This is a genomic window from Mycobacterium sp. (genome assembly GCF_036273375.1).
Classification (GTDB): Bacteria; Actinomycetota; Actinomycetes; order Mycobacteriales; family Mycobacteriaceae; genus Mycobacterium.
Map to the genome: position 1 here is coordinate 21,758 of NZ_DASUHS010000103.1, position 20,490 is coordinate 42,247.

Here is a 20,490-nt window from a genome sequence, read left to right on the forward strand (position 1 = left end):
TGCGACAGGTCCTCGCTACCATTGCGCGCATGCGCGGCTCAAAAATCCTGATCACCGGTCCGACCGGTCAAATTGCCACCCCGATCGCCCGGGCGCTTGCCGCCGACAACGAGGTCTGGGGAATCGCCCGTTTCACCGACCCCACCGCGCGAGAAGGCCTCGAGAAGGCCGGGATTCGTTGTGAGAAGGTTAATCTCGCGGCCGGCGACTTCACCGCTCTGCCAACGGATTTCGACTATGTTCTCAACTTGGCGGTGGCCAAGAGCGGAAGTTGGGACAAGGACCTGGCGGCCAACGCGGAGTCTGTCGGCCTGCTGATGGCCCACTGCCGCAACGCGAAGGCCTTCCTGCATTGCTCGTCGGCCGCCGTGTACGACCCGCCGGACGACGACCCCCGCAGCGAGCGGTCCGCCCTCGGCGACAACCACAAGCCACTGTTTCCCACCTATTCCATCTCCAAAATCGCCGGGGAGGTGGTCGCCCGATCGGTGGCGCGCGTCGTCGGCGTGCCCACCACGATCGCCCGGCTCAACGTCCCCTACGGCGACAACGGCGGATGGCCGTTCTATCACATGGAGATGATGCTGGGCCGCATCCCGATTCCCGTCCCGCCCGGCGAACCCGCCCGCTACAACCCGATTCACGAGGACGACATCATCGCGACCATTCCCAAGCTGCTCGAGGTCGCGTCGATCCCGGCGACCACGGTCAACTGGTGCGGCGACCAGACGGTCAGCCTGCAGGAGTGGTGCGACTACCTCGGTTCACTCATCGGCAGGGAGCCGATCTTCGAGGCGAGCGAACAAGCGCTGCGCGGCAATCCCACCACGATCGACCGGATGCACGAACTCATCGGGGGCACCTCGGTCGACTGGCGCGACGGAATTCGCCGCATGGCGGCCAAATTTCACCCGGAGCTGGTCGGCGTCTAGGGGCGGTACCCGAGGTGACCAACACATCCGACTCGGCGGTGCAGCGCCTGCGCACGCTGGCCCTGTTGCGCCGGGTGCGGGACCGCATCGACCGGGACTACACCCAGCCGTTGGACATCGAAGCGCTCGCGCGCGGGGTGCACATGTCCGCCGGCCACCTCAGCCGCGAATTCCGGCGCGCCTACGGCGAATCGCCGTACTCCTATTTGATGACGCGACGCATCGAGCGCGCGATGGCCCTCCTGCGCCGCGGCGACCTGAGCGTCACCGAGGTGTGCTTCGCGGTCGGTTGCTCGTCGCTGGGCACCTTCAGCACCCGATTCACCGAATTGGTCGGTGTGCCGCCCAGCACGTACCGCCGCCGATCGGCTGACGCGCTGGCGGGCATGCCGCCATGCGTGGCCAAACAGGTGACGAGACCGATCAGGAATCGAGAAGCATCTGCCGTCGGACCGCACCTAGCCTGACCGCATGAACATCACCATTCACTCGAGCTTCCTTCCCCATGAGGATCCGGAATCGTCGCTCGCCTTCTATCGCGACGTCCTCGGGTTCGAAGTTCGCCTCGACGTCGGCAAGGGCACGATGCGCTGGATCACGGTCGGTCCGCCGAACCAGCCGGACACGTCCATCGTCTTGAACCCGCCGGCCGCCAACCCGGGCATCACCGACGACGAGCGCCGCACCATCGCCGAGATGATGGCCAAGGGCAGCTACGCCACGCTGCTGCTGGCCACCACGGACCTCGACGGCACCTTCGAACGGCTGCAGGCCAGCGATGTCGACGTCGTCCAAGAGCCCACCGACCAGCCATACGGGCTTCGTGACTGCGCCGTCCGCGATCCCGCGGGAAACCTCATTCGCATCCAAGAGCTGCGCTGAGCCGATCCGCGTGCGGGTGCTTGACCAGTCGTGTGCACAATGCTAAGCAAGTGCTCAGCACTGAGCGCACTAGGCGCCCGGGTGCCACGACTGGCAATACGAAAGGGATCAGATGACGGTGCAGGCGGTATTGGACGACATTCGCAAGCGCCCCGGAACGGGTGACGTCATCTCGGTCATCGATCCCGCGACCGAGGAGACGATCACCGAATTCACCGACTGCGGTCAAGAGGCGGTCAACGAGGCCGTCGCGCGGGCGAAGGAGACGTTCGAGTCGGGTGTCTGGTCAGAGCTTCCGGGCCGTGAGCGGGCCAAGATTTTGTGGCGGATCGGGGAGTTGATCGACGAACATGCCCAGGAGTTCGCCCAGCTCGACTCGCTCAACACCGGCATGCCGTTGCTGCAGGCGCAGTTGCAGATGTCGACCTGTGCGGAGTTCTTCCGCTACTACGCCGGTTGGTGTTCGAAGATCAACGGTGTCGCATACGACGTGAAAACCGACGGCATCGCCACCGACAACTACGTCAACATGCACGCCTACACGCTCAAAGAGCCATACAGCGTTGTGGGCCTGATCTTCCCGTGGAACGGTCCCATCTTCAACGCCAGCGCGAAGCTTGCCCCGGCCCTGGCCGCGGGCGGCAGCCTGCTCGTCAAGCCGGCCGAGGAGACGCCGCTCTCGGCGCTGCTGTTGGACAGGCTCGTCCACGAGGCCGGCGTGCCCGAGGGTGTCGTGAACCTGCTGACCGGTTACGGTCACACCGCGGGCGCCGCGATCACCGCACACCCCGATGTCCAGAAGGTTGCCTTCACCGGCTCGACCGAAGTCGGCAAGGAAATCGTGCGGGCCTCGGCGGACAACCTCAAGAAGGTCACGCTCGAACTCGGCGGCAAGTCGCCGGTGCTGATCTTCGACGACGCGAACCTGGACAGCGCCATCATGATGGCGTCGCTGGGCATCTTCGTGCACTCCGGCCAGGGCTGCGTGTGCGGGTCGCGCATCTTCGCCCAGCGCGGCGTCTACGACCGGGTCGTGGAAGGCATTGCGATGATGGCGAATTCGTTCAAGCTGGGCGCACCCAGCGAGGAGGGCTGCGTCAGCGGCCCGCTGATCAGCCAGAAACAGCTGACCCGGGTCATGGGCTTCATCGACGAGGGCAAGAAGGACGGTGTCGAGGTGGTCACCGGCGGCCACCGCCTGGACCGCAAGGGCTACTTCGTCCACCCGACGGTGCTCACCAACGTCGACACGAGCATGCGGCTCTACCAACAGGAGATCTTCGGTCCGGTGGTCACCATCCTGCCGTTCGACGACGAAGACGAGGCCGTGGCCCTGGCCAACGACACCACCTACGGCCTGGCGGCAACCGCCTGGACGGAGAACCTCGGCCGGGCCCACCGGATCATGAGGCGACTGCAGGCCGGCAGCGTCCAGGTCAACTGCCAGCTGGTCTTCGACCACGATGTGCCGTTCGGCGGGTACAAGCAGTCCGGCTGGGGTCACGAGTTCGGCAAAGAGGGCCTCGAGATCTACCTGAAGACGAAGTCGGTCTGGGCTCAGCTCTAGACCTGTTGTCTCACAACGGAAAGTCCCGGCCCCCACCAGGTCCGGGACTTCTCCGACGGCCGTCAGACGAGTCAAGATCCCTTGTTGTAGCGAGTAAGGAACCCGACGGAGGCCACCGCGGCGGCGGTGCCGATCACGCCCCAGAGCACCAACTGGAAAGCCATCGCGCCGAAAAACCAGCCGAAAGTCATTCCGATATAGAGCATCCAGATCAGCCGGTAAAAGCTCCAGATCGCCAGCAGGCCGGTGCTGATCCCGATGTACCGGCTCCGTTGGCGATCGACACGGTTGATCTGCTCTTGGATGCTGGTCGGCACGATGTTCATTTGCTGTCTTCCTTTCCTGGGGCGCCACCTCGGTGGCGGCGTCGTTGCGGTAAGTACAGACCCGCCCGGCGGCTACCGATCCCAACCGCACGCCGCTAACCGACCTGTCCATTCCGGGCCGCCGGGTCTCACTTGCGCTCTACTCTGCAAAAAGGGGGCCGTGCAGAAGGGCTGGCTCGATGAATGTGGTGCCCCGCATGGCGCTGGTCTGGATCGCCTTGCTGACTGCGCTGATTGCGACCTCGTCGGCCGGGCCCGCGGGCGCCGATCCGCCGTCCACCGAGGTGATTACCGTGATGGCCGTCGGGCCCGGCGGCGAAGCGATCAACGGCTACAAAGTGGCATCCGGGCCGGGCAACGTAGGCCAGGCCAGCGACTGCTCGGAGCCGTCGCCGTCGGCGGTTGCTGACAACGTCTACTACTGTTCGCCGAGCGCGGCCGGAGCCGGCACCTGTTGGCCCTCGACGCCGGGATCCCTTCTGTGCGTGGACAATCCGTGGGACCTGCAGATGCACCGGGTGATGTTCAATGGTCAGCTTCCGCCCGTGCACGCGACCGCCGATCCGGACCCGTTCGCGCTCGCCCTCGACGATGGGACGCACTGCCTGCTACGCAACGGCGGCGCGTGGGGTGGGCGTGCCGACGGGTACGTCGGCGTCTATGGATGCGGCGGCGCCGGGAGCAACCTTGCCGTGTTGTGGCTGCCCAGCCAGGGTGCGGGAACCTGCATCGACCGCTCATCGCCGGTGTGGACTGTCAAAGTCGGGCCTCTCGGCGCACCGGACGTCGTCGTTCCACCGCCTGCAACCCGCACGGTGACCGCCGCATGGCTCGCCGGAGGCAGGGCTGGCCAGTAGGGCGGCGGCGATACTGCTATAACGCAACGTATGTCTGGTCCAGGGCACACGATTACCCATGTTTCCGATACGGCCCGGTGGACGGCGTTACACCGGGCCACCGAATCGGCCCGCCCCGATGCGCTGTTCCGCGACCCGCTCGCCGAGCGCCTCGCCGGTGAACACGGGCGCGCGATCGTCGCCAACGTCCCATGGACGAATCGCAGTGGTTATTGGCTGGTCGCACGCACCAAGATCATCGACGATGCCATTGCCGACGCACTCGCGCACGGCTGCGACCGGGTGCTCAATCTGGCTGCCGGCCTGGATGCCCGGCCCTACCGCTTAGACCTCCCGTCCGAGCTCACCTGGATCGAGGCCGATCTACCCAAGCTGCTCGCGGAGAAGACGCAAGTACTTGCCGATCAAACCCCGCGCTGCCGGCTGACCCGCATAGCGGTTGACCTCGCCGACCCGGGCGCCCGAGAGGCCTTCTTCAACGAAGCGCTGGACGGCGCGACGAAGGCCTTCGTGCTGACCGAGGGCCTGTCTATGTACCTGGAGGCCTCCGACATCGCGGCGCTTTCGGGTGCGATCAAGCGGCCCGAGGTCGCCTGGTGGATGCTCGATTTCGCCTTTCCCGGCCTGAAAAAACGGATCAACAAGAACGTCGCCGGGCTTTACGAAAACGCCCCGTTCAAGTTCGCGCCCGAGAACGGCCTGGCCTTCTTTGAAGAACTCGGTTGGCGAGCGGCCGAAGCGGAATCGCTGCTGGTGGCCGCCAACCGGTTCCACCGCTTACCCGTATGGATGCGCCCGCTTGCCTGGCTGCGATCCGATTTGCGCCGTCCGGGTGGCAAACCCACGTCTGCCGTTGCCCTGCTTACCCAATAGACGCTCGGGCGCTCTCAGACACCTACCAGACCCGTATCCAGTCGATGAGCATGTCGGCGGGGTAACTTCCCGACCCGGGGTCGCCGCCGCCGGAACCGGCCACCGCCAGGTTGAATACCGGGTACACCGTGTAGCCCGGTCCGTTGAACGGCCAATCGGGCAACGAACTCGCCGGCACGTCGAAGTAGGGTGCCGCACCGTCGACATAGTCTTTCCAGAAGCGGATGCCGGCCTCATCCCACTGGCAACGCCAGGTGTGCCAGGCACTGTCCACCGCGATGTTGTGGGTCTTCCACTCGCCGCCGTTGGCTTTGGCGTGCACGGTGGTGGCCGCCGGCCAGCTGCCGTTGCCGTACCACTCCATGACGTCGATCTCGCCCTGATCGTCATTGCCCAGCCAGTAGGCCGGCCACGCGCCAGCGGTGAGGCAGTTCAGCTTGACCCGAGTTTCCCAGGTGTGGCCGACGCCGCCGCGCCACAAGCTCTGCACCTTGCCGCTGAAGTAGGTGGGGCCATCCTTGGCGGCCCGCAGGACGAGGTTGGAATTGCCATCGACGAACACATTGCGGCGATCGTCGCGGTACTGCCCGATGTGCTCGGGCAGTTCCCAATAGGTCGGATCCTTGATCGTCTCGCGGGCTTTTGCCACCGCCCATTTGGAAGCATCGGGGGCCGAGCCGGCCGGACCGTCAAACTCGTCGGAGAAGATGTAGGACCCGGACCGGCCGCCGGGCGCCGCGGGCGGCGGTATCCGCCCGGCAGGAACATCCTGTCGGGGCGGGTAGGCCCAGGCTTTCGGGGCCGGCAGCGCGGCTGCCAGCACGCCGATCCCGGTTGTCACAATCATGCGGCGGCGATCGATCTCCGGCATAAGCATGGGACCTTAGCAGCCCATCATGCATGTGGTTAAAACGGGAATTCTGTCGGTGGCCCTCGCTATGGTTCTGAGCGCGGTCGGGCCAGCACGGACGACAGCACGGCAGTGGCAACGGATTACGCCCGCAAATTCACGGCCAATTCTCATCTTGGCAGGTGGTTTGGTCTCAGGATTCGGCGGGCATTCTGGAATCACGATCCGATAACCACTGTTGTAGCTTTTGCGGGTGGCCTGAGAGGAGTTAACGATCGTGGCGAATAAATCAGAAGGCACGGTTATTTTCCTTCAGTCCCATCCGCTGTGGGCCGCAGCTCGGCGGCGTGACCGCGAACGCAATGAAGCAATCCGTCGCCACCCCTCTTTCCGCGCCCGCCAGCGCGCAGCCGCCTCAGGCAGCCCGGTCAGCCCGATGATCCGCGACTTCAAGCTGTACTCGGGCACCAACACTCCGGCCTGAATTGCCGGCCGAAATTCGTGTGATCCCAATCACATTTGGCGCCGCTTACAATGCACGCGCGAGCAATTAACTAATCGGCCGAATAAGCGCTCAAGTCGTTACATGTCTGCCCGGTGCTACCCACCTTGCGCTTAGCCGTTAGTTGGGAGACGCCGATGTCCAAGGACGTCCCGTCAGCTGCCCGAGCGGCAATCGTCGTCGGATTCGGCAGCGCAATGTTATTTGCCCGGGTCCGCGCGGTTATTTGTCCGGGTCTGCGCGCGCGGCGCGGACGGGCCATCGATGGGACAGCTCAACGCCGTCACGGAAGCGCTTAACGCACTAACGTCGGGTGAGTTCGGGCAGGTGGGTGGACAGGCGCGGCGACGCGATCTTACGGCGGTCTGTCAGCTCCGAGCGGCGGTGCGTTCGCTCATGTCAGTCACGCCCGGATGTTGCGGCGCCGATGTCGAGGACGCCGCCGCCGTCTGGGTCGTCAACCTCGACGACCGGATCGTCGACGTCGTCGAATTCCAGCCGCAATGCCCGCGACATGATCGCGTGCATCACATACATGGTGGTGGTGTAAGTGAATTCGAGGAGCTCGGTATCGGTGAAGACTTCCCGTAACTGAGTGAACAACCGCTCAGGTACCCGACCATGTTGGCCCGCAAGGCAATCCGCGTAGGCCAGCAACAGCCGCTCGGTGTGATCGAAACAGTCGGCAGTCTCCCAGGACGGTATTGCCGCGATTTTCTCCTCCGACAATCCCGCCGATCGGCATGCCTTGCAGTGTTGCGAGAAGACGAACTGGCTGCCGACCACCCAGCCCGCCCGGATCTGGCCCAACTCACGCTGATCGGCCCGGATGGAGACCTCTTCGCGGTAGAGGCGGAAGCCACGCACGGCATGGCGCAGGGCGGCGGGGGACTGCGCCATAACCGTCCACCAGTTGCCGGGAGTGCCACCGACAGTGCCCGGCTCGGCTACCGGGTCACGCTCGCCGAACATGAAGTCGTACATCTTCAGCGTGAATCCGTCGCTGACTTCACCCCGCGGGATCGGCTTCAGACGCGGCATTGCGTCTCCTCTCGGCTGACGGCACGGATCTGGCAATACTGCAGATTGATTTCGATCGTAGGTTCTGCCGCTGCGGCACCGTACCGGCCTGACCGCCTACCGCGCTGCCGACCATCGACTGGCGCGGCGAATCCACTAGCGCATGCGCTAGCCGTTGCAGCCCTACCTTTTGGCCGGAGGGAAGCGCCGCTTGCGCTGGCCCGGCAGCCAAGCAGCGTCGCCGTCGCCGACGTCGCTCAGAGCTTGCCGGCGACGAAGTCCGCGGCCTGGTTGGCCATGCCCGCGTCGATGTAGGCGCCCGCGAGATGTTGCGGCCAGTTTTCCTTCCAGGTGTTCGGGTCGGCCGGATTGCAGATGGGATCGGCGCCGTGGCACAAATCGATGGTCCGGTCGTTGTAGGTCGGGTTGAAGTTCGTGATCGGACCCGCCCATTGGCTTCCGTTGCCGAACAATGCGACGGCGGCGATGTGCTGATCAACGCCCGGCGGCAGCGGGCTGTCGAAACCGAACGCGCCGATGGGTGCAGCCAGCACGACGTCGGTGACCGCCGCTCCCAGCGAGTAGCCGCCCAGGACCAGCCGGGTGTCGGGGCAGTTGTTGGCCATGTCCTGGATGTGGTGGCTCATGTCGTTGGCACCCTGGGCGACCTCGGTGTCGGCCGGGTATTGCACGGCGTACGCGCCGACGGTCCTGTTCACCTTGTTTCGCACGTCGCTGATGAACGCATTTCCCAGCACACCCGGTCCGGGTGATTCGTTACGGCCGCGTGCGAACACGATCTGTACCGGCGGGCAGTTCGCGGCCGCCGCCGGCGGCGCGGTCCCCGGCGTCCCGGGCGGAAGCACCACGGCGGGCAGCATCAGGGCGGCCGCGGCCATGACCGGGGCAAGGCCAACATCAGCAAATTTTCGGATAAGCAGGGCGCGCACACCGATGATGGTAGAGCCAACCCGTTCCGAGCGCTGGGTAGCCGGTATACAGATCGCGATTGATCGCTCAGCGCGAACAACGACCACGGTGTCGGCGGTGCCGAGCGAGACGATAGGTTCAGCTGATGAGCCACGTCGACGCGAACGCGCCCGAGCGCTTGTTCGCGCTGGCCGAACAGGTACCAGGTTTCATGCCGGCCGATGAGGGGCGTGCGCTCTATGACGCCGCGCTGCGGTATCTCGGCGGTGGAATCGGCGTCGAGATCGGCACGTACTGCGGCAAATCCACCCTGTTGCTGGGCGCGGCCGCGCAACAAACCGGCAGCGTGCTCTACACGATCGACCACCATCACGGTTCCGAGGAGCACCAGGCCGGGTGGGAATATCACGACGCGTCGATGGTGGATGACGTCACGGGTTTGTTCGACACGCTGCCGACGTTTCGTCGTGCGCTCGATACCGCGCAATTGGACGACCACGTCGTCGCCATTGTCGGCAAGTCACCGTTGGTGGCGCGGGCGTGGCGCGCACCGCTGCAGTTCTTGTTCATCGATGGCGGTCACAGCGAAGCGGCCGCGAACCAGGACTTCGACGGCTGGGCCAGGTGGGTCGACACCGGCGGGGCGCTGGTCATCCACGACGTGTTTCCCGACCCGAAGGACGGCGGGCGGCCACCGTATTACATCTACTGTCGCGCACTCGATTCCGGACAGTTCCGGGAGGTATCAGCGACCGGATCGCTGAGGCTGCTCGAACGCGTCAGCGGCCAGCCGGGGGGACGGATCTAGCGCAAAAGCAGGTCACCGGCCCGGGCCGGTGGCGACGCATTCGCAATCGAAGTCGGTCTGCAGGCCCACGGGCAGCTCGTCGCCGCGGAAGATTCCTGCGCCAGCAGTGGTGTCCGACAGGGCGTCCGCCGCCAGGATCATCGCCGCGCCCGTCCAGGTGGTGCGCTCCTCGGGCCAGCGCTTGCCGTCGGCGAAAACCAGTCCCGTCCAATACGATCCGTCGTCTTCGCGGAGATGCTGCATCGCGGCGAATTGCCGGTGAGCATCTGATTGCTGCCCAATGGCATCCAGCGCCATCACCAGCTCGCAGGTTTCGGCGCCGGTCACCCACGGACGGTCGCCGACGCATCGGATGCCCAGACCGTCGACCACGAACGCATCCCAGCGCTGCCTGATGCGCGCGGCCGCAGCCGGACCGCGCAGGGCGCTACCGAGGATGGGGTAGTACCAGTCCATCGAGTAGCGGTCCTTTTCGGTGAACGCCTCGGGATGCGCGGAGATGGCGTGACCCAGGCGGCCCAGCGCCAATTCCCACTCCGGCTGTGGATCTCCGACCAGAGCGGCCAGGGCGAGCGCGCACCGGATGCTGTGAAGAATGCTCGAGCACCCGGTCAGCAACGCTTCCGGCAACACACCGGTTTCGCTTCGCGCCCAACCGATCTCGCCATAGCCGACCTGCATGTCGATGACGAAGTCGATCGCTTTGTGCACCACCGGCCACATCTCGGTCGCGAACGACTCATCACCGGTAACCAGCACGTGGTGCCACACGCCGGCGCCGATGTACGCACAGAAGTTGCTGTCGCTGTTGGCGTCTTCGATGACGCCCGCGCGAAACTGGATGGGCCAGGAGCCATCGGGGCGCTGCGTGTGGCGGCTCCACTCGAACGCCGCCCGCGCCGGCTCCAGCAGCCCCGCGGTGGTGAGGGCCATCGCGCACTCGATGTGGTCCCAGGGGTCGGTGTGCCCGCCCTCGAACCAGGGGATGGCACCCGATTGTTCCTGTGCGGCGGCGATGGAGAGCGCGGTCTGTCGGCATTGCTCGGGAGTCAGAACCCCCGGTACCGCGGGCGCGTTAGACCGATGCAACTGAATGCCCTTCAGTCGCTTGGCTTTTCGCCTCCTGGGTTTTGACGAAGTACATGGCTACGCTTTTACCCACCAGCGGATTGAGCAGCGACTCCGCCAGCTGGGTGATCTTTGGCCGCTGCATCAGGTCCCACACCAGCAGCTTGTGGTAGGTGGTCACGGCACGGTGGTCGGTGTTCTGCACGCCTACAGCGCATTTGAGCCACCAGAAGGGGGAGTGCAGGGCGTGGGCGTGATGGGTGTAGGTCAATTCCATTCCGTCGCTCAGGATCTTGCCGCGCAATTCACTGGCCCGGTAGATGCGTACGTGGCCGCCCTCGTTGCTGTGGTATTCGTCGGACAGTAACCAGCACACCTGCTCGGGCAGCCACCGCGGCACGCTGACGGCCAGCGTGCCACCTACTTTGAGCACTCTGGTGAGCTCGGCGATCGCCGCGTCGTCCTGGGGAATGTGCTCCAGGATCTCCGATGCGATGACGCAGTCGAATGTCTGGTCGGCGTAGGGCAAATTCAGCGCGTCACCGACGACCACTTTCGCCGACGCCTCAGCTGGCGCCTCGCCGGTTTCACCCATCGCGCGCAGGATGGTATCCACCGAACGCAATTCGGCCTCGTCGTGGTCGAAGGCGACGACGTCGGCGCCACGCCGATACGCTTCGAACGCATGCCGGCCGGCTCCGCATCCGACGTCGATGACCTTGGTCGACGGTCCGATCCCGAGCCGGTCGAAATCGACTGTCAGCATGGCACTCCGCTCTGCGCGTTGCGTGCGATCGCCCGCTCGTAGACCCGCACGGTCTGTGCGGCCACGGCTTCCCAGCTGAAGACGTTGACGGCACGGGTGCGGCCCGCCTTACCGAGGCTGCGGCGCTTTTCCGGGGAGTCCAGGAGTTCACCGAGCGAGCTGGTCAGCGCATCCACGTCGGCGGGCGGCACCAGCTCGGCGCAAGCACCGTCCGTCCCAAGGACTTCCGGCAGCGCGCCGACCCGGCTGGCGACGATTGGGGTGCCGCTGGCCATGGCTTCCACCGCGGGCAACGAAAACCCTTCGTAGAGCGAGGGAATGCAGGCGACCTCCGCGGACGCGAACAAGGCGGCCAGCTCGGCGTCGGACAGCCCGCTGGTGATGTGCACGATGTCGGAGATCCCGAGTTCGGCGATGAGTTTGTGGGTCGGGCCATTCGGCTCAACCTTGGCGACCAACCGCAACTCGAGGTCCCGGACGGCGCGCAGTCGGGCGACCGCTTGCAGCAGGGTACGGACGCCCTTCAGCGGGGTATCGGCGCTCGCGATCGCAATGATGCGGCCGGGCTTGCGGGCCCCGGATCCTGGTTTGAAAAGGTCGGTGTTGACCCCTAGCGGCACGACATGAAGTTGCTCCGGTGCAACCCCGAAGTCGGCGATGATGTCCGACGCTGACGACGACGAGACCGTCAACAGGTCGGGGATGTGGCGGGCGACCTCTTGCTGCATGTCCAAGAACCCATACCAGCGGCGCACCAACGGCTTTCGCCACCAGCGCGCCGCGGCCAGGTCCAGCACCCGATCGCGGGTGATCGGGTGGTGCACGGTGGCCACGACGGGAAGTCCCGCCTCGACGATGCTGAGCAGTCCGGTACCCAGGCTCTGGTTGTCATGAACGACGTCGAAATCCGTTGTCCGCTGGGTGAGTAACCGCGCCGCCCGCATCGTGAACGTCCGCGGTTCGGGAAAGCCCGCGGTCCACGTGGTGAGTAATTCCAAGAGGTCAAGGGAGTTTCGAATCTCGCTCGGCCGCGGTACCCGGAAAGGGTCCGGTTCCCGATAGAGGTCAAGGCTGGGCACCTCGGTGAGCCGGACCCGCGGATCGAGCAGGTCGGGATACGGCTGTCCGGAAAACACCTCAACGTCGTGACCGAGTTCCACCAGGCCGTGGCTGAGATGGCGTACGTAGACACCCTGTCCGCCGCAATGGGTCTTACTACGGTAGGACAGCAGGGCAATTCGCATACTCAACTCTTCTTTGCTGGAAAATGACCGCGGAATGGGGCCGAATCCATCGCGGTCAACGGACTCCCGAACTCCGTGACAGCAAATTGGACATGTGTCCAGACTATAGTTCGGTCACCTAATCGAACGCAACGAGCCGGAAATTCGCCGTCCGGCGCGCAGGCGCCCCCTGGGATGTCCGACACGCAAAGATCATGCCACTGGTCAGCCGCTATCTTCCCGACCGGTCGATTCCGAACCCGCGGCGCCCGGGTTGATCGGTGCTGACCGGCGCAGATCGGCCGAAAGTAGCCGCAGGCTTTTGTTACCATCGCGCGGTGCGGGAGTCGGCGGGACGGGGTGGACGCAGCGATCAGCGATCGCCTTCGCGGCGCGACATCCTCAAATGCGCCGGCACCTACGCCTTTGCGTCGGCCCTGCTGAGCCTGGGCGCGCTGGCCCCGGGTCCCGGCGCCCCTAAGGCGTCAGCCGCCGGCATGAAGTTGATCGATTTCGCCGAGCGCAGGATCGCCCCCGACGAGATCAAGTCGGCAGGCTATGACGGCGTGGTGAATTACGTATCGCTGTCGCGGCCGGGCGCCAACTTCGAGGCCAAACCGCTGACAAAGGACTACGCCGACGCGCTGCGCGCGGCGGGGCTGCATATCGTCAGCAACTTCCAGTACGGCAAGCCCGGCTGGCCGGATCCGTCGGATCTCACGCGCGGGTATGACGGCGGCGCGGCCGATGCTCATACCGCCATGCAGTTGCACTCCGCGGCGGGAGGCCCGAACTCGGCCCCCATCTTTTTCAGCGTCGACGACGACATCGACGCCAACACTTGGAATAGCCTTGCGGTGCAATGGTTTCGAGGGATCAACTCGGTGCTGGGCGTGGGCCGCACCGGCATCTACGGGCATGCTCAGGCGTGCGGGTGGGCGATCAGAGACGGCGTCATCGGGCCGTCCACCAGTGCCGGACACCAATGGGCATGGCAGACGAGGTCCTGGTCACACGGTGATCGCCAACCCGCGGCAGTGCTCTACCAAACGGTCGTCAACAGCCCGGGAAATCCGGGCCCGCTGCTGGGCGGCATCAATGTCGATGTCGACGATGTCCTCGCCGCCGATTTCGGCCAGTGGGATCTCGATCGCTGACCTGGACCTAAAGAACGGCACCCCGCGAGCGAATGGCTCGCGGGGTGCCGCTTCTAATCGATGACCCGACCTTACCTGAGGTCGAACCGGTCGTTGGTCATGACCTTGACCCACGCCGCGACGAAGTCCTCCACGAACTTGCCGTGCGCGTCGTCCTGGGCGTAGACCTCGGCCAATCCGCGCAGCACCGAGTTCGAGCCAAAGACAAGGTCATTCGGGGTCGCGGTCCACTTGAGCGCGCCGGAGGCCCGGTCGTGTCCTTCGTAGACATTCTCTGAGGTCTCCGACGCCTTCCACTCGGTGCCCATGTCGAGCAGGTTGACGAAGAAGTCATTCGTCAACGCGCCCGGCCGGTCGGTGAACACGCCGTGCTTGCTACCGCCGTGATTCGCGCCCAGCGCACGCAGACCACCGATGAGCACGGTGAGCTCCGGACCATAGACGCCCAGCAGAGCGGCCCGGTCCAGCAAGAGCTGCTCAAGCGGTGCCTTCTCGCCGGGCCGCGCATAGTTGCGGAACCCATCGGCCCGCGGTTCGAGCACCGCGGCGGCCTCCACGTCGGTGGCCTCCTGAGACGCGTCGGTACGCCCGGGGGCGAAGTGCACCGAGATCTCGTAACCGGCGTCCTTGGCCGCCTTCTCGACCGCCGCGGAACCGGCCAGCACGATCAGGTCCGCAATCGAGATCTTCTTGCCGTCGGAGGCCGAGGCGTTGAAGTCCTGCTGGAGCTGCTCCAGGACGGGCAGCACCTTGTCCAGTTCGGAAGGCTCGTTGACCTCCCAGCTCCTTTGCGGCTCGAGGCGCAGCCGGCCGCCGTTGGGACCTCCGCGCTTGTCGGTGTTGCGGTAGCTGATCGCGGCCGACCAGGCGGTCTTGACCAGCTGGGGGGTGGAGAGACCGGACGCAAGCACCTTGCTCTTGAGGGCCTCAACGTCCTTATCGTCGACCAGCTTGTGGTCGACGGCCGGAACCGGGTCCTGCCACAGCTGCGGCTCGGGGATCCAGGGCCCCAGGAAACGGGTAACCGGTCCCATGTCGCGGTGCAGCAGCTTGTACCACGCCTTGGCGAAGGCGTCGGCCAGCTCCTCGGGGTGGTCGAGCCAGCGCCGCGTGATGTCGCGATAGATCGGGCTTTCCCGCAACGAGATGTCGGTGACCAGCATCGTCGGGGCACGCCCCGGCCCACCGAACGGATCGGGAATGGTTCCCGCGCCGGCGCCATCCTTGGCGGTGAACTGCCAGGCCCCGGCGGGGCTCTTGGTCAGCTCCCACTCGTAGCCGTACAGCGTCTCCAGGAAGGAGTTGTCCCACTTGGTAGGCGTAGGCGTCCAGACGACCTCCAGGCCGCTGGTGATGGCGTCCTTGCCCGAGCCGCTCCCGAAGGAGCTCTTCCAGCCCAGCCCCTGCTGTTCGATCGGGGCGGCCTCCGGCTCGGGACCGACCAGATCGGCGTCACCGGCACCGTGGGTTTTGCCGAAGCTGTGGCCGCCGACAATCAGCGCGGCCGTCTCCTCGTCGTTCATCGCCATCCGGCCGAACGTCTCACGGATGTCGATTGCGGCCTCGACAGGGTCTGGCTTGCCTTCGGGGCCTTCGGGATTCACATAGATCAGGCCCATGGTGGTGGCGCCGTAGGGCTCCGCTAGATCGCGTTTGCCCGAGTAGCGCTTGTCGGTTCCCAACCATTCCTCTTCTTCACCGAACAGGATTTCCTCGGGCTCCCAGACGTCTTCGCGGCCGAAGGCGAAGCCAAACGTCTTGAATCCCATCGACTCCAAAGCCGTGTTTCCGGCGAAGAGCAGCAAGTCCGCCCAGGACACCTTGTTGCCGTACTTCTTCTTCAGCGGCCACAGCAGCCTGCGCGCCTTATCCAGGCTCGCGTTGTCCGGCCAGCTGTTGAGCGGGGCAAAGCGCTGCATGCCCTGACCGCCACCACCGCGGCCGTCATGGATGCGGTAGGTGCCGGCGGCGTGCCAGCTCATCCGGATGAACAGGCCTCCGTAGTGGCCGTAGTCGGCGGGCCACCAGTCCTGCGAGGTCGTCAGCAACGTGACCATGTCTGCCTTGAGCGCGTCGACATCGAGCTTGGCGAACTCTTCGGCGTAGTCGAAGTTGTCACCGAGCGGGTCGGACTGCGGGTGGTGCGGGTGCAGCTTCGATACGTCGATCTGGTTGGGCCACCAGTCCTGATTGGTTCGTGGAGCGCCGTTCTTCGGCGTGGGCGAATCAATCGCCGGATTTTCGCTCTCGCTGCCGCTGCTAGCCGACCCGGAGTCAGGTTGGGGTGGGCGGCTGGCGGATGTATCAGATGACACAGCATTCCTTTCGAGGGTGGGTGAATCGGGCTGCGATCACAGGCTGTGATCTAGGAACCTGTCGTCGAGCAATCGGCGCACAGGCCCCAGTAGATGACTTCGGCCTCGTCGAGAACAAAGCCATCAAGAACGTTGTCGTCGTCCGAGGGCGTCAGGCAGGGAGCGTCACCGACGGCGCAGTCGATGTCGGCGATGATCCCGCAGGAGCGGCAGACGACATGGTGGTGGTTGTCGCCGACGCGCGATTCATAGCGCGCGACCATGCCCAAGGGCTGGATGCGCCGGACCAGACCCACGGTGGTCAGCGCGTTGAGCACGTCGTATACGGCTTGTCGGGACACATCGGGCAAGCCCACCCGTACCGCAGAGAAGATGGTATCGGTGTCGGCATGCGGATTGGCGTCCACGACTTCGAGCACGGCAACCCGGGGCCGGGTCACCCGCAGGTCGGCCATCCGCAACCTGTCCGCGTAATCGGCCGTCGATGACACGCCACCAATATGACGCCTTTATCTGGAACGAGTCAAGACTTTAGTGTGAAGTGGGGCACAACTGTGGGTGACGAACGAGCTGAATCACGCAGACTTCAGGTGGGCTTCAGTGCGCTGCCTTTGCGCCACTCGTCCCAGCTGAGCGTCCAGTCGCCATTCTGCGCCAACGCCAGCGGCGGTCCGCCGCTGTTGCGGACCTCGACCACGTCGCCCGGTATCGAGAAATCGAAGAACCATTTCGCGTTGTCGGCATTGAGGTTCAAGCAGCCATGCGACGTATCGCGGCGACCCTGCGCCCATACCGTCGCGTCGAGTTCATGCAGGTATATGCCGTCGCTGCTGATCTTGGTAGCCCAATTGATGGTCTCGCGATATCCCAGCCGGGAGTTCTTGGGCAGCCCGAAGGTCGAGGAGTCCATGATGACGGGATTGCCCTTATCGAGGACGGTGTAGACCCCGGAGGGGGTCCATAGCGAGATGGTTTTCCCGCCGACGTCTTCGGTGCCGCCCATTCCCATGGACGTGGGCATCGTGCGTTGCAGGTTCCCGTTGCTGAAGACGCTGACCTGGTGAGTGGCGTCATCGGCGATCGATACGTGTGCATCGCCGAGACGGAAGGAAACCTTGGTGTCGTCTTGTCCGAAAAGGCCGTCGCCCAGGGCTATTCCGTAGATCTTCGCCTCGGCGGTGACGGTCGTGCCCGGCACGTAGTAGCGCTCGGGCCGCCAATGCGCGTTCTGATCATCGACCCAATACCAGGATCCTTCGACTTTCGGGTTGGTGGTCACCGACAGCTGCCGCTCGGCGGTGGCACGATCGGCGATCTTCTCGTCGAAGTGCGCCACGATCACCGTCCCGACACCGTAGGTGCCGCCGTCGCGCAACGCGGCTTCGGACGTGGTGGTGAACGACACCTTGGTCTGATTGGACGGTTTCAGCGTGGAGAACGACGAAACCTGCTTGGCCGCAACGCCACTGACGCCGCTGCTGGTGACCGTCAGCGTGTAGGTGCGCCCGTAGCCCAGCGGAACCGTGGGCTTCCACACGGCGTTGTCCGGGGTCATGACGCCCTCGACCGGTTTGCCGCTCTCGTTGACCATGTCGACGCCCGTCAGCGTCCCGTTCTCGGCTTTGACCGTGACGGGGGCGACGGGGTCGACGTCATGGGTGTCGGGACCGGGGGTGATCGTTATTTGGGCCGGCCCAGCGGATTTCGCGGGTGCACCAGGTTGACTACAGCCGCGGCCTGGGCAGTGCGAAATCGACGCAACGTATATCACGCCTACCACGGCCCCGATCACGCACACCGCGAGCAAGAGTCGGCGGGGGCGGCTAATCCGGCGGATCCGGCCGACGAGCTGATCGCTGTTCTTGGACATCATCAAGCTGCCGAATCCCTGCTTTCTGTTGCTCGCGGGCTACGAAGTTCTGCCCGGCGAAGTCGATGCTGTAGATGAGGTATCCCGCGACGTGCGGTTTTTAAACCGATGGGCGGTTCGGCTTCGCCACTCCAAGCCACCACCGGTGTCCGCGAGAGATCATGGCTACATGGCCGATGAGGAACTCGACAGCCTCTATGAGGTGCCGCCGAAGGAGTTCACCGCGGAACGCGCCAGATTGGCCGCCGCGGCCGAGCAGCGCGGCGATGACGCAGCCGCCAAACGGATTTCCGCCACCCACAAACCGACGACGGCGGCATGGATCATCAACCGGCTGGCACTCCGGCATGCCGACGCCCGGCCGCGGCTGGCAGACCTCGGTAAGCGATTGCGCGCCGCGCACGCGGCGATGGATGGCGGGCGCATCCGGGACCTGTCGGCCGAGCAACACAAACTCATCGACGAGCTCACCCGTAAGGCGCTACAGGCGGCCGAGCTGAGGCAACCGTCGGCGACCGTGCGCGAAGACATCACCAGCACGCTGCAAGCCGCCATCGCCGACCCACAGATCGGGGAACGCCTGGGCCGGTTGACCCGGCCCGAGCAGTGGTCGGGTTTCGGCGCCTTCGGCGATGCGCCGCCGGAATCGGTGGATGCTTCAAGCGAACCGGCGCAGCGGCAGAGCACCCGCGCGCGGAAACGGCCCGCGACGCAGTCGACGTACGACAAGGCGCAGATCCGACGGCGCGAAAAACTGAGCGCGGCCGTCGACACCGCGGAACGCGCCAAAGCCGAGGCCGACGATGTGTTGGCGCAGCGGCAAGCCCAGCGAGATACCGCCCTACAGCGCCGTGACGATACGGCACGGGCACTGCGGGTGGCCGAACGAGAACTCAGCGACGTCGAGAAGGCCTACGAGGAGGCACGGCAACTGAGCCGAGCCGCCGCGGAATCGGTGAAGGACGCAAAAGCCCGGTTGAAACGGGCGTGAGCTTGCGGGCGCGTTTCCTCGGGGCGTGCCGGGGTATCAGCAAAGCCGTGACTTCTTTATGGATGACGGAACGAACCGAACAGCCCTGGACTGCCAGTCAGCTCGACCAAGGCTCCTCGTCCTCCGATGTCATCGTCGTAGGTGCCGGGATCACCGGCCTGATGACGGCGGTCCTGCTGGCCCGCGCGGGCAAGGATGTGCTGGTGCTGGAGGCGCGCACGGTGGGGGCATGCGCGACCGGAAACACCACCGCCAAAATCAGCCTGCTGCAAGGCAGCCAGCTCTCCAAGGTGGTGCCGCGACACGGCAGGGATATGGCGCGCGCGTACGTCGACGGCAATCGTGAAGGTCAGGAGTGGGTGCTCGACCACTGCGAGGCGCACGGCGTGGCGGTGCAGCGCGAGGATGCCTACACGTACGCCCAGTCCGTGCGGGGCGTCCCGTCCGCGCGGGCCGAACTCGCGGCGTGTCAGGCGGTCGGCCTGCCGGCGGTCTGGGACGACGATGCCGACGTGCCGTTCGCCTATCACGGCGGTGTGCGGCTCGCCGACCAGGCGCAGTTCGACCCGATGTCATTCCTCGACTCATTGGTCGTCGAGCTGCTGGGTCGTGGTGGGCGGCTGGTCGAGCACACGCGGGTGCGGCGGGTCTCCTCGCGTGGCAAGAAGGTGCGCGTGCATGTCAACGACGCCGCCCAGCAGGACGTCCAGCTTCAGGCCGGCCAGCTGGTGCTCGCGACGGGCATCCCGATCCTGGATCGCGGCGGCTATTTTGCGCGGGTGAAGCCGAGCCGGTCCTATTGCTTGGCCTTCAAGGTTCCGGGCAACATCACCCGGCCGATGATGATCTCCACCGACTCGCCGACGCGTTCGGTGCGCTACGCGCCGGTCGCGGATGGGGAGCGGCTGATCGTGGGCGGGGCCGGCCACACCGTGGGCCGTGAGAAGAGTCCGTCCGAGGCGCTGGACGAGCTGTCGACGTGGACGCGCAAGCACTACCCGGGTGCCGTGCAGACCCACTTCTGGTCGGCGCAGGACTACACGCCCATCGACCATCTGCCCTACGTCGGTCCCATCCTGCCAAACACCGAGACTATTTTTGTCGCAACGGGTTTCAACAAGTGGGGGATGACCAACGGTCCCGCCGCGGCGTTGGCGCTGTCGAGCCGCATCCTGGGTGGGCGGATGGATTGGGCCCGCGCGTTCGCCAGCTGGAGTCCGCACGAGCTGACGGGCCTGGCGACAGCCCTGCAGGCCAACCTCGAGGTCGGCTTCAACCTGACGAAGGGCTGGATCACCCCGGCGATACGCACTCACCGCCGCAGCCCCGTCGATGGCGAAGGCGGGGTGGTGAGTGGGCCGCCGTGGCATCTGCAGGCCCGCTGCCGCGTCGACGGGACCGAGCACCACGTCTCACCGGTGTGCCCGCACCTGGGCGGGATTGTGAACTGGAACGACGCCGACAACGCGTGGGAGTGTCCGCTGCACGGGTCGCGGTTCGCGCCCGATGGCTCCTTGCTGGAAGGGCCGGCCACTCGCGATCTGACCGCCTAG

General features: G+C 65.4%; 20 protein-coding genes. 10 read left to right on the plus strand and 10 right to left on the minus strand.

Annotation, left to right across the window (positions count from 1 at the left end; all coding sequences use genetic code 11):
• Positions 1-29 precede the first annotated feature (29 nt).
• The 4 genes from VFW69_RS09900 (at position 30) to VFW69_RS09915 (ending at position 3,381) form a co-directional block, all read left to right on the plus strand.
• The gene (locus tag VFW69_RS09900) at positions 30-932 is read left to right on the plus strand and encodes an NAD-dependent epimerase/dehydratase family protein (RefSeq protein ID WP_526500641.1); all 903 of its coding nucleotides are present in this window, start codon (positions 30-32) and stop codon (positions 930-932) included.
• A 14-nt stretch (positions 933-946) separates the two neighbouring features.
• Positions 947-1,399, plus strand: coding sequence for a helix-turn-helix transcriptional regulator (locus tag VFW69_RS09905; RefSeq protein ID WP_526500643.1), 453 nt, complete (start codon positions 947-949; stop codon positions 1,397-1,399).
• A gap of 4 nt (positions 1,400-1,403) precedes the next feature.
• Positions 1,404-1,814 carry a VOC family protein gene (locus VFW69_RS09910; RefSeq protein ID WP_526500645.1) on the plus strand — a complete coding sequence of 137 codons (411 nt, stop codon included), beginning with the start codon at positions 1,404-1,406 and terminating at the stop codon, positions 1,812-1,814.
• A 112-nt stretch (positions 1,815-1,926) separates the two neighbouring features.
• Positions 1,927-3,381 (plus strand): aldehyde dehydrogenase family protein, encoded by a 1,455-nt coding sequence (locus VFW69_RS09915; protein ID WP_526500647.1) that lies wholly within the window; start codon positions 1,927-1,929, stop codon positions 3,379-3,381.
• 71 nt (positions 3,382-3,452) lie between these two features.
• On the opposite strand, the gene VFW69_RS09920 is transcribed toward VFW69_RS09915, so the two are convergent.
• A complete protein-coding gene (locus tag VFW69_RS09920) occupies positions 3,453-3,707 on the minus strand; it encodes a hypothetical protein (protein WP_526500649.1) in 255 nt (84 codons plus the stop codon).
• Positions 3,708-3,886: 179 nt separating this feature from the next.
• On the opposite strand from VFW69_RS09920, the gene VFW69_RS09925 reads away from it, so the two are divergent.
• On the plus strand, positions 3,887-4,564 hold the full coding sequence (locus VFW69_RS09925) for a hypothetical protein (RefSeq protein WP_526500651.1): 678 nt from the start codon (positions 3,887-3,889) through the stop codon (positions 4,562-4,564).
• 30 nt (positions 4,565-4,594) lie between these two features.
• Complete coding sequence (locus VFW69_RS09930; protein ID WP_526500653.1) at positions 4,595-5,437, plus strand: class I SAM-dependent methyltransferase; 843 nt, start codon at positions 4,595-4,597, stop codon at positions 5,435-5,437.
• Positions 5,438-5,459: 22 nt separating this feature from the next.
• Here the strand turns inward: VFW69_RS09930 and VFW69_RS09935 are convergent, their stop codons facing one another.
• The 3 genes from VFW69_RS09935 to VFW69_RS09945 all read right to left on the minus strand — a co-directional run bounded on the left by VFW69_RS09935 (position 5,460) and on the right by VFW69_RS09945 (position 8,759).
• Entirely contained in the window at positions 5,460-6,308 is an 849-nt protein-coding gene (locus tag VFW69_RS09935; protein WP_526500655.1) for a glycoside hydrolase family 16 protein, read from the minus strand.
• 880 nt (positions 6,309-7,188) lie between these two features.
• Positions 7,189-7,830 (minus strand): carboxymuconolactone decarboxylase family protein, encoded by a 642-nt coding sequence (locus VFW69_RS09940; protein WP_526500657.1) that lies wholly within the window; start codon positions 7,828-7,830, stop codon positions 7,189-7,191.
• A gap of 236 nt (positions 7,831-8,066) precedes the next feature.
• A complete protein-coding gene (locus VFW69_RS09945) occupies positions 8,067-8,759 on the minus strand; it encodes a cutinase family protein (protein WP_526500659.1) in 693 nt (230 codons plus the stop codon).
• A gap of 125 nt (positions 8,760-8,884) precedes the next feature.
• On the opposite strand from VFW69_RS09945, the gene VFW69_RS09950 reads away from it, so the two are divergent.
• The gene (locus VFW69_RS09950) at positions 8,885-9,547 is read left to right on the plus strand and encodes a class I SAM-dependent methyltransferase (RefSeq protein WP_526500661.1); all 663 of its coding nucleotides are present in this window, start codon (positions 8,885-8,887) and stop codon (positions 9,545-9,547) included.
• A 12-nt stretch (positions 9,548-9,559) separates the two neighbouring features.
• Here the strand turns inward: VFW69_RS09950 and mmpH are convergent, their stop codons facing one another.
• The 3 genes from mmpH to manT are packed head-to-tail and all read right to left on the minus strand — an operon-like array spanning position 9,560 to position 12,625.
• The gene (gene mmpH, locus VFW69_RS09955; RefSeq protein ID WP_526500663.1) at positions 9,560-10,636 is read right to left on the minus strand and encodes an MMP endo-(1,4)-3-O-methyl-alpha-D-mannosidase; all 1,077 of its coding nucleotides are present in this window, start codon (positions 10,634-10,636) and stop codon (positions 9,560-9,562) included.
• Positions 10,623-11,381, minus strand: coding sequence for a class I SAM-dependent methyltransferase (locus VFW69_RS09960; RefSeq protein WP_526500665.1), 759 nt, complete (start codon positions 11,379-11,381; stop codon positions 10,623-10,625). The genes mmpH and VFW69_RS09960 overlap by 14 nt, the downstream gene beginning before the upstream one ends.
• Positions 11,375-12,625 (minus strand): MMP alpha-(1->4)-mannosyltransferase, encoded by a 1,251-nt coding sequence (gene manT / locus VFW69_RS09965; RefSeq protein ID WP_526500667.1) that lies wholly within the window; start codon positions 12,623-12,625, stop codon positions 11,375-11,377. The genes VFW69_RS09960 and manT overlap by 7 nt, the downstream gene beginning before the upstream one ends.
• Before the next feature lie 317 nt (positions 12,626-12,942).
• Between manT and VFW69_RS09970 the strand changes: the two genes are divergently transcribed.
• A complete protein-coding gene (locus VFW69_RS09970; RefSeq protein WP_526500669.1) occupies positions 12,943-13,761 on the plus strand; it encodes a glycoside hydrolase domain-containing protein in 819 nt (272 codons plus the stop codon).
• A 71-nt stretch (positions 13,762-13,832) separates the two neighbouring features.
• Here the strand turns inward: VFW69_RS09970 and katG are convergent, their stop codons facing one another.
• The 3 genes from katG to VFW69_RS09985 form a co-directional block, all read right to left on the minus strand.
• The gene (gene katG, locus VFW69_RS09975; RefSeq protein WP_526500671.1) at positions 13,833-16,076 is read right to left on the minus strand and encodes a catalase/peroxidase HPI; all 2,244 of its coding nucleotides are present in this window, start codon (positions 16,074-16,076) and stop codon (positions 13,833-13,835) included.
• A gap of 50 nt (positions 16,077-16,126) precedes the next feature.
• Positions 16,127-16,567 carry a Fur family transcriptional regulator gene (locus VFW69_RS09980; protein ID WP_526500673.1) on the minus strand — a complete coding sequence of 147 codons (441 nt, stop codon included), beginning with the start codon at positions 16,565-16,567 and terminating at the stop codon, positions 16,127-16,129.
• 95 nt (positions 16,568-16,662) lie between these two features.
• Entirely contained in the window at positions 16,663-17,949 is a 1,287-nt protein-coding gene (locus tag VFW69_RS09985; RefSeq protein WP_526500676.1) for an Ig-like domain-containing protein, read from the minus strand.
• A gap of 166 nt (positions 17,950-18,115) precedes the next feature.
• On the opposite strand from VFW69_RS09985, the gene VFW69_RS09990 reads away from it, so the two are divergent.
• Complete coding sequence (locus tag VFW69_RS09990) at positions 18,116-18,937, plus strand: hypothetical protein (RefSeq protein ID WP_526500678.1); 822 nt, start codon at positions 18,116-18,118, stop codon at positions 18,935-18,937.
• A 62-nt stretch (positions 18,938-18,999) separates the two neighbouring features.
• The gene (locus VFW69_RS09995) at positions 19,000-20,490 is read left to right on the plus strand and encodes an FAD-dependent oxidoreductase (RefSeq protein ID WP_526500680.1); all 1,491 of its coding nucleotides are present in this window, start codon (positions 19,000-19,002) and stop codon (positions 20,488-20,490) included.